This is a genomic window from Mucilaginibacter rubeus (assembly GCF_014643835.1).
GTDB classification, from domain to species: domain Bacteria; phylum Bacteroidota; class Bacteroidia; order Sphingobacteriales; family Sphingobacteriaceae; genus Mucilaginibacter; species Mucilaginibacter rubeus.
The window spans coordinates 165,542-179,413 of sequence record NZ_BMKD01000008.1; the positions used below are offsets into that span (position 1 = coordinate 165,542).

Here is a 13,872-nt window from a genome sequence, read left to right on the forward strand (position 1 = left end):
GTAAACTATCAGCGCAGGAGAGCCATGTCTCGGGCTGGGGGGCATTATTTCAACCCAGCGTTTCTCCGAACGCTGGGAGCATCATTTGATGCTCAATTCAGGTCAGCCGATCAATACGACTATTTGCGTAACATCCTTCTGCGACCATCTGTTAACTATTACTTTGCAAACAATAAAATAGCAGCTTTGGGATATGCCTACGCTGCTAACAATGGCAGAAATGCGGACGGAGCGCCTACTTTTCGGCCAGAGAGCAGGATCTGGGAGCAATTTATTGTTAATCAAAAACTGGGTAAAGCAACCATATTACAACACCGTTTGAGGCTGGAACAGCGTTTTGTTGGTAATACTACCTTGCGAAACGATCAATATTTTGCGCAGCGTTTCCGGTATTTTGCACGTGCGGTTATCTCCCTCAGGCACGATACCCTTTTTACCCAAGGGCCTTTTATCAGCCTCCAAAATGAGGTTTTTATTAATGCTCGGAATAAAAGCAAAGTTAACGGCCGAATTTTTGATCAAAACAGGGCATATGTAGCCATTGGCTACCGGTTAAGCAAAAAAATGGGCATAGAAAAAGGTTATCTCAATCAATACATAAGACATCGAGATTCTTAGGCGATAAATAATGTTTCGCAGTTAGCTTTGTATACTCAATTTTAGCTAACAACACCTATATCGCAGTAATTAGATAATAATGGTACAGTCATTTACCCCACAATCTTCCAGCATGAACTCATTAGCAAACAAGAGCTTACAATGCATCATCAAATAATTTCTAAGATGCAAAGATAAATTTAAACCCTTCAAATATTGCTGATGATAGCAATACAAATAAGACCATAAAAGCAGTTTTTGAATGACTTTTATAACAGGTTTTTAAATGTTTTACTGCTAAAGAAAGCTGATTATCTACAGTTCGTTTAGATACACCCAGGATAGTTGCGATTTCGTCATTGGTTAAATGTTTATTCCTGCTCATCTGAAAAATGAGATTACACCGCTTGGGTAGTTGCTCCAGATATTGATTTAAATCTTGCTCCAATTCTTGTTGCTGGATACGCTCATCACCAGAATTCTGATCAAACAAACAGTCCGCATTTGCGTAGTCAGGAGTGTAAATGACCTGCAATTTTGCAGACCTCATACGATTGTATATTTCATACCTGATAGCTGTAAGCAGGAAGTTACGGAATGAGTGGATCTCCAGGTCTTCCTTTCTATTCCAAATGCTTATAAAAACATCGTGGACAATTTCTTTGCTAACCTCCGGATCCTTCAGATAGCTGTAAGCTAATTTGTACATACTTATCCAATAGCGTTTAAACAGCACGTCAAAAGCCGATTCGCTACCTGTACGAATGAACTCCCATAATTCAAAATCCTCAAGATGCTTTTTAGACATATAATTGGTTGGATAAAATTAATAAAAACTTTACATTTCTTATCTCCTCTTGAACTTTTTAAGCCGGATAAATGCATTAAAAGGGAATTGCTATTTGAAAGTCGTCACTCATATTTTTAGTTACCTTAATGGTACGGGACGTTGTAAGAATATAGCATAATGCGATCAATTATAACCGCAGCATTCACCTCTAAAAAAATAAAATTAAAAGTGTGTGAAATTGGTTGTTAAATCTACACTTAATGATTGTAAGCCACCCAACAATTATCATTTCACGATGACCAAAGAGGAATACCTGTCTTTATACGAAAAGTATTTATCCGGAGCGTGTTCAGCAGAAGAAAAAGCATTGCTGGATAACTACCAGGACAATATGATACTTCCGGATGACCAATGGGATCCAGATCTCGGTAATGAGAAAGCTATATATGCTGATGTTTACAGCAAGTTTAAACGGAGTCAATCAAAAACAAAGATTGGAAGGGCTCCGGTCTTTTTCTGGTTGAAAATCGCCGCGGTTCTCTTTGTCTGTGTTTCTTCGGCATTGTTAATATGGAAATTGCAATACCATTCAAAAAATAATCCGCCTTTAATTGCCAGGCATAACCAGTCAATAATACGCCCCGGCGGCAATAAAGCCTATCTAACTATGGCCGGCGGATCTGTTGTTGTGCTTAACGATATAAAAAATGGGGAAATCGCCACGCAAGCAGGTGTTCAGGTCAGTAAAACCAAAGAAGGATTGCTGGTGTACAAAGACAATAGAACTGCCGGCAATAAAAAACCCGACATTAATGAACCGGATCAAAATACAGTTACTACACCTCGCGGAGGGCAATACCAAATCGTGTTATCCGACGGAACAAAGGTATGGCTGAATGCTGCTACTGCGCTGAAATATCCAACTAGCTTTTCCGGAAAGGATCGAAAAGTTGAGTTATCAGGAGAAGCGTACTTCGAAGTCGCAAAAAATGCAACTAAACCTTTTAAGGTAGTTGTAAATGGCTTAGAAGTGCAGGTACTGGGGACACATTTTAATGTAATGGCTTACGATAACGAAAAAGTGGTCAAAACCACCCTGCTGGAAGGAAAGGTAAGATTATTCAAGAATGGGCACGAGGCAGTTTTAAAACCAGGCGAACAGGGAGTCTTAAATAACCAAAGCTCATTGTTTGAGGTTAAGGATGTAAAAGTAGATGATGAAACAGCCTGGAAAAACGGCTTCTTTGCGTTTAACAATGAGAGTATTGAAACCATCATGAGGCAAATATCCAGATGGTATGATGTAGATGTTGCTTTTAGCGAAAAGATGATGAGGAGAAATTTTGGCGGTTCCGTATCCCGTTACGAAAATGTAGGAACCGTGCTGAAAGCACTTGAATTAACAGGATCTGTTCACTTTAATGTTGAAGGAAGGAGGATTACCGTAATGCCATAACTGTACTTTTATCTCCAATTAAAATCATTATATCTTCTAAATAAAAACCGGAAGCGTTGTAGCGCTCCCGGTCAGCATGCCTTTGCGGGCAATTTAAAGGATATATCATGAATTGATCGACTAACCAATTTTAATAAACCCTATTCAAATGTATAAAGATTCTATTGAATTTCCATACAGGTGGAATTCCTGTGCGGTAAATAAATTCCTGTGTGTCATGAAACTTACCATCATCGTATTGATAGCCACCTGTCTGCATGTAAGCGCATCATCGTACGCACAACAAATCAGTATAAATGTAAAAAACACCTCATTACAAAACGTTTTTAAGGACCTGCGCAAGCAGAGCGGGTATAATTTTTTGTATGACAGCGACATGCTGAATGAAACTAAGCCCGTTTCACTTTCTGTTAAGGACATGCCTTTAAAAGATGTTTTAGATGCTTGTTTTAAGGATCAGCCTGTGACTTATGTATTTCTCGATAAGAATACGATAATCATTAAAGAAAGGCAGCCCTCGCCGGCAACAACTAAAAATGAAATTGTCATAACGGGCAGGGTAACAGATAAAAAAGGGCAGCCGGTACCGGGAGTTACCGTCAAACTGAAAGGAACGTCTACTGGTGCTGTAACCAATTCCAACGGTGCCTATTCCATTAAGGTTTTGGGAAATAGCGGCATACTGGTATTTACATCAGTAGGCTATGCTACTAAAGAAGTTCCTATAAATGATCAAAAGAATATTGACGTGGTGCTTGAAGAGATGAATCAGTCTTTAAACGACGTTGTTGTTGTGGGCTATGGTACACAAAAGAAGGTAAACGTCACCGGTTCCGTAGCAACCGCAAGCTCCGCAGATATCGAAAACAGGCCATTCACATCAGGATCGCAGGTGCTCAGCGGCCTGGTTACCGGTGTTCAGATACAACAGGGTGGTGGCCGTCCGGGTGGCGATGCTGCCGGTATTACCATTCGCGGTATCGGTACATTTGGTGCCGGAAGTGCGCCACTTATCCTACAGGATGGTTTAGCTGTTAGCTCGTTAGATGATATTGACCCTGATAATATCAAAAGCGTTTCCATTTTAAAAGATGCCTCTGCCGCTGCTATTTATGGTAGCCGTGCATCTAACGGCGTTGTTTTGGTAGAAACCAAACGTGGGCAGAGTGGAAAAATGGCTATTAATTACAATAATTATTTTGGATGGCAAAACGCTACCGACCTGCCAACATTTGTTAGTTCTGCAACTTATGCGAAATTAACCGGCCAGTCAGACGCAACGGTTGCAAAATACCAGGGTGGAGCAGACCCCGACAATTTTCCAAATGTGTATCACTTAAAGAATCTTTTGAATTCTGGCAACGGATTTCAAACAGATCACAATTTGAGTTTTTCAGGCGGCGATGCGAAAAGCACCTATTTGTTCTCCACAACCTACCGTAACCAGAACGGTATCACGGCAGAAACTAATGCCAAAACCTACAATTTTTTGCTGAATATTGATAGTAAACTGAAAGATAACCTGCTTTTAAAGGTTAATTTATCAGGCTTCTCTAAAAATAATACACAGCCAATTGGTGCCGGTGGCGGCATAAACGGTATTATTGGTTATGCTGCCCGTGAACCAAATACCTACGCTGGTTTAAAATCTGACGGTACGTTTGGTCACCAGGACGCTTTTAGCCCCGAAGGTTGGTTGGCAAGCCCGTCTTTCTCTAAATTTGCAAGCAAAAACTTTTTAGGAAGCGTTAGTTTATCCTGGACAATTGTTCCAGGATTATCCTTGAGTGGCCAGGCCGGTTATCGATACTATAACAATCAATCTCAATCTTTCTATCCAACAGTTCAGTTTGATGCAAATACCTATATCGGGCCTAATAACCTTAACCAGAGTAACGCTGACGGATCTATTGTTACCCTGAACTCCATATTAAAATATGCCCGGTCTTATAAAAAGCACAATTTTTCTATTCTTGCCGGCTATCAGCAGGAAAATGAGGCTAACCAGGGCTTCTCTGCCTCACGGGATAACTTCCCGAATAATTTACTGTACCAACTGGATGTGGGTGCTTCCACAAATCAGCAAAATGGCGGTTCGGGGTCTCAAAATGCCTTGCAATCCTATTTTGGAAGGTTTAATTATGATTTTGCAGGCAAATACCTTGTGGAAGCCAGTTTTAGAAATGACGGATCATCGCGGTTTCCGACATCTAACCGGTTCGCGTTTTTTCCATCGGTTTCAGTAGGTTGGAGAGTATCTGAAGAATCATTTATTAAAGACAATTTCACCTGGATAGATCAGCTTAAATTCCGTGCTTCAACAGGTAGTTTAGGTAACCAGGCAGTACCAAATTATCCTTACCAAAACTTAATATCACTTGGCCAAAACTATACTTTTGGTGGTGTTAGTGCTCCAGGGGCTGCGCTAACAAATCTTTCTAATATAAATATCAAATGGGAAACGACTACTACCAGCGATATTGGTTTGGATTTTGATTTATTTAAAGGCAAACTTAGCGGAACAATAGAACTTTACAATAAGGTAACAACCGGGATCCTATATGTGGTACCGGCTTCCGCTACGCTGGGCTTAAATCCTCCGACAAGTAACGCGGGCTCTATGCGCAATACCGGTTTTGAAGCCAATCTGAAATACAGCGACCATATTGGCCAGGTTAATTTTAGCATAGCGCCTAATTTCTCCTATGCTAAAAGCATTGTAACTAAAATAGCCGGCGATTTACAGCAAAATATAGGAGCCCGCTTATTTGTTGGCCAACCGCTTAATACCATTTACGGCTATGTGGCTGATGGTATCTTTACCAATGCAGCCGACGTTGCCAGCTATCCAACCCAGCCAATTGCCGGCAAACCTGGAGTAATCCGCTTTAAAGACCTCGATGGCGATGGTAAAGTAGATGCCACCAACGATCGCAAAATCATTGCAAATACTAATCCCAAATACTCATTCGGCCTTACATTAAATGCTTCTTACAAAGGGTTTGATGCATCGGCGCTGTTTCAGGGCTTAGCCGGTTTCTCAAGGCAAATAAGCTATTATAATACTTTTGCTTATTACAATGGTGGTAATATACAGCAATGGCAGGTTGATAATGCATGGACTCCTGCCAATCCAAATTCAAATGCCAAATATCCGCAAATTACCAATTTAAGCCAGGGAAGCGAAAACGTACAGTCTTCTACTTTCTTTATCAGGGACGCCAGCTTTGTAAGACTTAAGAATGCACAAATAGGTTACTCATTCAGCAATGGCGTTTTACAAAAGTTACATGTTGCACGCTTAAGACTATTTGTAGGCGGGCAAAACCTGTATACATGGAAAAAATTCTTCCCTGGATTTGATCCGGAAGTGCCACAAGGATATAATGACGGGCCTTCCTACTACCCGCTTACCAAATTATACACCTTTGGTTTAAACCTTAAATTTTAAGCTGTTTTATTAAATCATTAATTCAACACAAATGAAAAATATTAAATTCTGCTTCGGCAGAAGCAAAACATGGTTAATTATAGCAGCAGTTATTGCATGCTCATTTTCAAGCTGTCAGAAAAATCTTTTAGATAAACAGCCCTTATCCGCATTATCAGATGCTTCTTTTTGGAAATCAGCATCAGATGCAAAGCTGGCCCTTGCAGGTGTATATAATTCAGGAGCCGGATATACCGGTTACAATTTCTGGGCAGGTACTTCAATGGTAAACCTCGATCTGATGGCAGGTGATGGCTCGGAAAAAGAATCGATCCCAGACCATTTTACTGACGGCACCCTGAATGCTTCATATGGTTTTGTCGGTTCCTACTATTCTGGGGCCTATAATCAAATTACCAAGTGTAATAATTTTCTGGATCACATAGACGGTGTGACTATGGACGCTACCGCAAAAAACGTAATGATTGGTGAAGTGCGTACGATCAGGGCTTATAATTATTTCAACCTCGCGCTCTATTTCGGCAACATACCGTTGATACAGCATGTACAAACAGTTGAGCAGTCCAACAGCAATACGCAAACTAACCAGGCAGGCGTATATGCCTTTTGCGAGACCGAGTTAAAGGCTGCCGCTGTGCTTATGCCACCCAGTGTTTCAGATTCGCAGCAGGGACACATGACTGCTGCCTCGGCTTTGGCCATACTTGGCCGTTTACAAATGGCAGAGAAAAAATGGACGGACGCTGCTCAAAGTTACCAAACCATCATTAATTTTGGTTACTATGTTATAGATCCAAGATACCGTGAATTATTTTTGAATGCAGGTGAGTTAAGCCATGAAGTCATTATGTCTATGCAGTATATTCAAAACACTTATAGTCATTCCTTACTTCAATATCTAACACCTGAGACTTGGGGAGGATGGCACCAATACTCTCCTTTCAATGAGCTTGTACAGGATTATGAATGTATGGATGGCTCGACGATTGACAAATCTCCATTATATGACAAAAATAACCCTTACAATAATCGCGACCCAAGGTTAGATTTTACTGTCATGATCAACAATCGTACTAAATTCAGGGGTGCTTCTTACTCATCGGATCCGGGGACCAATAAGCCCGATAGGCTTGACGAATACCCGGGTGTGTGGAGCGGATATGCAATTTATAAGTTCCTTGAGGATGATCCCACCCTTGGTAACGTAAGTAACGATGGCAATAACTTCCCTATCATCAGATATGCTGAAGTGCTTTTAGGCTATTTGGAATCGCAATTGGAGTCAGGTGCCCCAATCACGCAGTCGTTATTAGATCAAACTATTAATAAAGTGCGTGGAAGAGCCGCTGTAAAAATGCCGGCCGTAACCACTACAGATAAAGATGCATTGCGTACGATTATAAGAAGAGAGCGCCATATAGAATTTGCGTTTGAAGGCCTTAGATATTATGATTGCTTACGCTGGGGGATAATCGGGTCAGAAAACAACCGTCAATTTACAGGTATGAAACTGACTAATTCACCATCAACTTACACGCAATTCCCGGTAGATGCTAATGGCTTTTATCTGTACAAAAAACGGGCCTTTATTATCGGGAAAAATGAGTTATGGCCAATTCCTCAATCAGAAATTCAGATTAACCCTAATTTAAAGCAGAATCCGGGTTATTAGGTAATAAATTTGGTTTAATTGGTAGCCCTGAGGGCGGCAGCGGATGGAAGTGTGGCCTTTTCAGGGCCACCTTCCTGATGTTGCTTTTTAGGAAAAATCGTATGAAAAGAAGAACTTTAATAAAAGGATTAGCCACGGGATTGTTGTCCGGGTATTGTCTAAATTTCAAGAAAATCATTTTTTCAGATTAAAGAATTTAAATGAATAGCTTTTGTATTTCGTGGAAAATCCACTTTTAAATAACAATAATCAGTAATTAATTATGAGCAGAATTTTAGGAGTTGTTTTATTTATCGTGGTAGCGTCATTTAAACTAAGCGCCCAAAACGTTAAGTGGGAAACAAAAACTACATCAAAAACACAGCTCCCCCCATTTCCGGCCATTCCGGCGCGATTGCCAATTGATAGTGTACCCATGGGAGATTGGAAATCGTTTCCTGAATTTAAATTGGATATTCCTATTGCTGAAGGGCCGTTTGAGCCAAACTGGGAATCGATTGAAAAGAATTATCCAGGCGAACCCGATTGGCTTCGTGAGGCGAAGTTTGGTATATGGGTTCACTTTGGACCGCAAGCGGCAGGTGAAAGCGGCGATTGGTACGCGCGCAGGCTTTATACGCCGGGGACGAAAGCCTATAATAATCACCTCAAGAAATATGGTCACCCTTCCGAAGCTGGATACAAAGAAGTGCTTCGTGATTGGAACCCTATCAAACTTGACCCTGCTAAATTGACTAAGATATATAAAGATGCTGGGGCCCGGTTCCTGGTGATTCAGGGCGTACATCATGACAATTATGATATGTGGAATTCGCGTTATCAGCCATGGAATTCTGTTAATATTGGCCCCAAGCGCGATATAATTGGCGAATGGGCTAAAGCTTGCCGGGCAAATGGTATGCGTTATGGAGTAACTTTCCATCACGAATATACCTGGTGGTGGTGGCAAACAGCGTTTGGGAGCGACAAAGTTGGCGAAAAAAAAGGCATTCCTTACGATGGTAACCTCACCTTAGCCGATGGTAAAGGCAAATGGTGGCAAGGATATGATCCGCGTTTACTTTACGGAATTGACCTGCGCGAATACAAAGGCGTTGAAAAGGAAGCGGCTTCTCCATGGAACCCACCGCCAGCCGGCATTTTCAATAATCATTTGGACTATGCCAAATGGTATGCCACTCGATGGGCATTAAGGATGATGGATGTGGTAGAACATTACGACCCGGATTTTATTTACACCGACGGCACGGTTCAAGGGCCATTTACAGGTAATGGAACAGGCACCGGGTTAAAAGCCGATGCCATGCAAACGGTTATTGCTGATTATTATAACCGTACGCTTAAAAAGCGCGGGGCGGTAAACACATTTAGCATCGTAAAATTCCGCGATAAAACAAATGGCACAGTAAATACCGAGGAATTCGGAATTCCGGCGAATATAAAAACAGATCAACCCTGGATAGCAGAAGCGCCGGTAGGCGACTGGTTTTACGAACCTGGATTTACATATGACTCGGGCATGGTAATCCGTTATATTATAGAGGCCATAGCCCGCGACGGAAACGCGGCAGTATGTATCTCGATTTTGCCCGATGGATCACTGAATAAGGGCAGCCAGCAGCTATTAAAGGAAGTGGGTGTTTGGATGCGCCGTAACGGCGAGGCCGTTTATGGAAGCTATGCGTGGGCCATCCCTGGTGAAGGAGAACAAGTGAATGGCAAGTTGAAGATGCTGCCCCCAGGGGCATTGACACACAGGCAGGCTGAATTTAAATTCGGTCCTCAGGACTTTCGTTTTACCAGGGGTAAAAATGGAGCGTTGTATGCTTTTTGCATGACAGTACCTTTACCCGGAACACGCTTGATGATAAGATCATTAGGAACAGATTCAAAGCATCTTACCAAGGAAATTAAATCTGTGACCCTGTTGGGTTATAACGGTAAACTGCAATGGAAACAGGAAGCTGAAGGGCTGTCTGTCACCTGCCCATCGAACATGGCGTTCTCGACATCCGTTGTGTTCAGGATTGATTAAGCAGTTAATCTTATTAACGACAATAAGGGGACCTTTTTATCCCCTTATTGTCGTAAGTTACAGAAATTCGAATTTAATTTAGAACATCGGATTGTTATTGGCACGCCTGTCTGGCATCTGCATCATAGCATCCCAATGCTCGGCTAATTTTCCATTTTCTAAACGATAAATATCAATAAACCTTGATTCTTTCCCTGCCATTTCATACCGTGAATGAAGGATAACAATATCGCCATCTGCAACAATATGTTTAAACTCAATTTTCTGGTGGGATATGCCTTTAGAGATAAGCATTTTTACAAGAGCCTTTACTCCTTCCGGGCCGTCAGCTATTGTTGGGTTATGTTGTAAGAAATTCTTACTCATATACTCATCAACCGCAGAAGTATCCAGATCCCCAAAAATTCTTTGGTAAGCTGTGCTAGCTATTTTCTTGTTGTCTTCTTCTTGTTTCATAACACTATTTTTATTTTTTAGAGAATGATTTACTTTTTGTGCCTGTACACAAGTTAGATTTACCGCAAAAAACAGTATTGCTGCTATTAGTTTTACTTTCATTTTCTCTTTTCTTAAGTGGTTGTGTAAATGTATGCTGTGAGTTACGTTTACACAAGTACTTACCTGATGGTAAGGTACTTACTGAAACGTTAGAAATATTGAATATCAATGAGATGAAATCTAAAAATGATTTACAAGCATTCGAAAACTGTCCGGTAGGGAAGTATGTTTGGTGGCGGAGAACAAGTCTATATCGATTATCCCTTTTTAAATGATTAAATGGCGACCAATTATCTGAAAAATGATTATGCCTTCTTACCCTATTAAGCGAAGAACACATCAAAAAGTTCTGAAAAATCGAAAAGTATCTACTTTATAAAAAGCTATTTTGAGACAGTCTAAAAAATAGCTTTCAAAGTGCTTTAAACAACGATTATTGTTAAATTTTTATAGAAAAAACCACCCCGTTCGGCCATACTCAAACATTTCGCGATCTGCCAAAATATCCCCCTTACCGATAGCCAATTGATAACGATGCATTGCCGTATAAATTAAGGCCAAGTCTTGGCTTTAATATTTACATTATAGAAACCACGATTGCGTAATGAATGAAATCAAATTTTGACATTCGTCAATACTTCTACAAAGTTTTGTCGACGTATTTCTGTCTGTTAATCATACCCTCTCGACAGAACCAAAATCCGGAAAACAACTATTGTCTTAACGCAAAGGGGATCGAACCCTTTCGATAATTAATATTTGCTATGAAATCTGATAAACCAAATTATAATATATTGTTTATTAAAAACGTATAATAATCTTATGATATCGGATACCTATTTCAAGTTTCGCGGTCGCTTTGAGTTAAATCCTCACCGGTATGATATCGGTTGGCTAATATTTACAGACAGGATTTTCGGTTTAAATTTCCTTGTCAATAAGATTTATAAGATCAAAAAAGATGAGTACGCTACGTTTTACAATTACCAGTTAAATCACTACCTTGAGGGAAACGCCGGACAGGAAGAGGCTTTTTTCGATCATGTTTATGATATTGTAAATACCAGGATTAAATTCTACAAAGGGCTTAAGCCGTCCGCCCAGGGATTGAAATTTACCGCCAAACTGGAAGCGTTTCTGGCATACCTGGAAAGTATTGATCAGTGGCACAAAACACAGCCCTTGGAATCAGTTATCGCTGATAAAAATAAACAGATTGACCAGTTAGAAGCAAAAATCAAAGAACTGGAGAACCAGATTAAAGATTACATTAAATATGAAGCCGGTGAAAAGATAGTCATCAGCAAGGACGGCCTGCCGGTGTTCATTGACCTGATTGATCAAATAAGGGATTTGAAGTTGCCGAACGATAATAAATTGGTAAACAGCCAAACGGCAAGCCCCTGGTATAAATTGATCGCCAAGAATTTTTTAAACGGAGATAAACCTATTGCTATAGGCACCGCTCAGAATTATTTCCCGGCCGATAAGGAAAACCCACCTCCGAAATACACGATCATCGCCGAAAAAGACAAACTCTTCAAAATTATACAAAAGCCTAAAAAATAGGCTTTTGTCTTTTCATTCGTGACCAAACGCCTCCAATGGTCATTCATTTTGCTGTTTTAGCCCTCATTTTTGAACCATTGTATTTAGTGGCTGGTATTTTATTGTTCCGCTGAACGGGTTTAATAAAGAAAGGAGGTTATCACGGTGCGAAACTAAACAAGATTTAATATACAAACATTTGGGGTCACCCTATTAAAGTCCCCAATTAATAAAATAGCGCTTGCCCAAATTTGGACAAGAATTATTCACGAAAAAAATATCAACTATGACAGCAATTGAATTGATCACTAAGGAGGATTTAAGGGAGTTTAAAGGAGAGTTATTGAAGGAGATCAAACAGCTGATGCAGCCCGGACAAGGGCAATCTAAGAAATGGCTGAGGAGCGTCGAAGTGCGGAAGCTGTTGGGCATCTCGCCCGGCACACTTCAGAACCTACGAATTAATGGAACACTGCGTTTTACCAAAGTAGGTAGTATTATGTATTACAAACTGGAAGACATCAACGAGATCCTGGAGGGTGAAGGCAAATGAAGTTGCAGAAGGAAATTGTTAAAGAATTGGCCGGTTATGCCAGCCTGGTCAGGCGCATGGAAAAAGACGACCGGCTGCTGCCAACGCATCTTAGCCTGTTTACAGGTTTGTTTGTCTGTTGGCAGCGGAACGGTTTTACAAGCCCGTTCAGTGTGACCCGGAAAACGCTTATGGCGTTTTCCAAGGTCGCGTCAATTGCAACGTATCACAAGTGTATCAAAGAACTCGATGAATATGGTTACATCCGCTATGAGCCATCATACCACCCCAAACTCGGCAGCCAGGTATACTGGCCAGCCGGTTGGGAAGTGTAGCCCGATACTTTGTATCGGTATATCTGTATACCGGGCTATACAAATAGCTGCATATCGGAATAACTGGTTATTCCGATATATGGATAGACAGATATCCAGCTATATCAATCCGGTGCAGCCCTTGGCTGCACCGGTAATGATTTGCTTCGCAAATGAGGAAGGGAAAGCGGCGGTCGCTTTGCGAAAGCGAAGGGAGCAAGCGGAAGTTGGGCAGAGCCCTACTTTGCTTGCCCTACGCTTCGCTACGGGGGTTTTACGTATCCTCCGGGGATACTTTAGGGCGTTTCCGCCTGTGAAATAAAAGAAAACAGGATACTCGGCGGTATCCTGTATATAGGAATAAAGGCATGACTGTATAAACAGCTATGCCGTCAATATGAAAGGATAGCATGGAAGATATCAATGTAAGATCAGTGAGATACCCGGTTACGGTAGATCAGAAGTTTGAAAAGATCGCCCTTAAACTGGGCAGGACAAAGCGGCAGGTGTTTATCCAGATGGTCGATTACTTTTATAAAAGCAAGAAAGACCCGCTGGACCTGAATGATGAGTTATTAAAAAATGCGCTGATGAAGAATCACCAGCAGTATATCGGTTTTATCAAAAGCCAGGAGAATATGTTGCTCATTCCGATCAAAACAGAAATGGATCGGGTATCTGTATCACAAGCCAAGATCATCGAACGTTTTAATACGCAAATCCTCAAGGCGAATACGGATTTGCTAAATAATCAGCACGTGATGGCGCAAAAGTTAACCGGAATGGATGCGCTGATGGAAACGATTTCGAAAAATCAAAAAAGTAAGGAACACCTGAAAAAACAATTCCTGTTCATCTTTGATGGTTACATCAAATCACGGGAGGCTTTCGGGATGATGACATCGGCCAGGGAAAAAGATGAGTTGATCGCTGTTACCAGATCGCAGGTAAGTTTACTTTAATCATATATTTTAATTCC

Annotated in this window: 11 protein-coding genes; 9 read left to right on the forward strand and 2 right to left on the reverse strand. The window is 41.0% G+C overall.

Features of this window, described 5'->3' with window-relative positions; genetic code table 11:
- Positions 1-24: 24 nt before the first annotated feature.
- A complete protein-coding gene (locus IEX80_RS23030) occupies positions 25-618 on the forward strand; it encodes a DUF2490 domain-containing protein (protein ID WP_188834286.1) in 594 nt (197 codons plus the stop codon).
- A 160-nt stretch (positions 619-778) separates the two neighbouring features.
- Here the strand turns inward: IEX80_RS23030 and IEX80_RS23035 are convergent, their stop codons facing one another.
- Positions 779-1,405 carry an RNA polymerase sigma factor gene (locus IEX80_RS23035; protein ID WP_188834287.1) on the reverse strand — a complete coding sequence of 209 codons (627 nt, stop codon included), beginning with the start codon at positions 1,403-1,405 and terminating at the stop codon, positions 779-781.
- Between the two features lie 277 nt (positions 1,406-1,682).
- Here IEX80_RS23035 and IEX80_RS23040 point away from each other — a divergent pair, with 277 nt between their 5' ends.
- The 4 genes from IEX80_RS23040 to IEX80_RS23055 all read left to right on the forward strand — a co-directional run bounded on the left by IEX80_RS23040 (position 1,683) and on the right by IEX80_RS23055 (position 10,001).
- Complete coding sequence (locus tag IEX80_RS23040) at positions 1,683-2,843, forward strand: FecR family protein (RefSeq protein ID WP_188834288.1); 1,161 nt, start codon at positions 1,683-1,685, stop codon at positions 2,841-2,843.
- 148 nt (positions 2,844-2,991) lie between these two features.
- The gene (locus tag IEX80_RS23045; protein ID WP_188834289.1) at positions 2,992-6,294 is read left to right on the forward strand and encodes a TonB-dependent receptor; all 3,303 of its coding nucleotides are present in this window, start codon (positions 2,992-2,994) and stop codon (positions 6,292-6,294) included.
- A gap of 31 nt (positions 6,295-6,325) precedes the next feature.
- Positions 6,326-7,966, forward strand: coding sequence for a RagB/SusD family nutrient uptake outer membrane protein (locus tag IEX80_RS23050; protein WP_188834290.1), 1,641 nt, complete (start codon positions 6,326-6,328; stop codon positions 7,964-7,966).
- Between the two features lie 262 nt (positions 7,967-8,228).
- Positions 8,229-10,001 carry an alpha-L-fucosidase gene (locus IEX80_RS23055; protein WP_188834291.1) on the forward strand — a complete coding sequence of 591 codons (1,773 nt, stop codon included), beginning with the start codon at positions 8,229-8,231 and terminating at the stop codon, positions 9,999-10,001.
- Positions 10,002-10,079: 78 nt separating this feature from the next.
- Here IEX80_RS23055 and IEX80_RS23060 read toward each other — a convergent pair whose 3' ends face one another.
- Positions 10,080-10,559 (reverse strand): nuclear transport factor 2 family protein, encoded by a 480-nt coding sequence (locus tag IEX80_RS23060; RefSeq protein WP_188834292.1) that lies wholly within the window; start codon positions 10,557-10,559, stop codon positions 10,080-10,082.
- Positions 10,560-11,321: 762 nt separating this feature from the next.
- Here IEX80_RS23060 and IEX80_RS23065 point away from each other — a divergent pair.
- The 4 genes from IEX80_RS23065 (at position 11,322) to IEX80_RS23080 (ending at position 13,855) form a co-directional block, all read left to right on the forward strand.
- Complete coding sequence (locus IEX80_RS23065) at positions 11,322-12,068, forward strand: hypothetical protein (protein WP_188834293.1); 747 nt, start codon at positions 11,322-11,324, stop codon at positions 12,066-12,068.
- A gap of 265 nt (positions 12,069-12,333) precedes the next feature.
- Complete coding sequence (locus IEX80_RS23070; RefSeq protein ID WP_188834294.1) at positions 12,334-12,600, forward strand: helix-turn-helix domain-containing protein; 267 nt, start codon at positions 12,334-12,336, stop codon at positions 12,598-12,600.
- Positions 12,597-12,914, forward strand: coding sequence for a hypothetical protein (locus IEX80_RS23075; protein ID WP_188834295.1), 318 nt, complete (start codon positions 12,597-12,599; stop codon positions 12,912-12,914). The genes IEX80_RS23070 and IEX80_RS23075 overlap by 4 nt, the downstream gene beginning before the upstream one ends.
- A 389-nt stretch (positions 12,915-13,303) precedes the next feature.
- Positions 13,304-13,855 carry a BfmA/BtgA family mobilization protein gene (locus IEX80_RS23080; RefSeq protein WP_188834296.1) on the forward strand — a complete coding sequence of 184 codons (552 nt, stop codon included), beginning with the start codon at positions 13,304-13,306 and terminating at the stop codon, positions 13,853-13,855.
- Positions 13,856-13,872 lie beyond the last annotated feature (17 nt).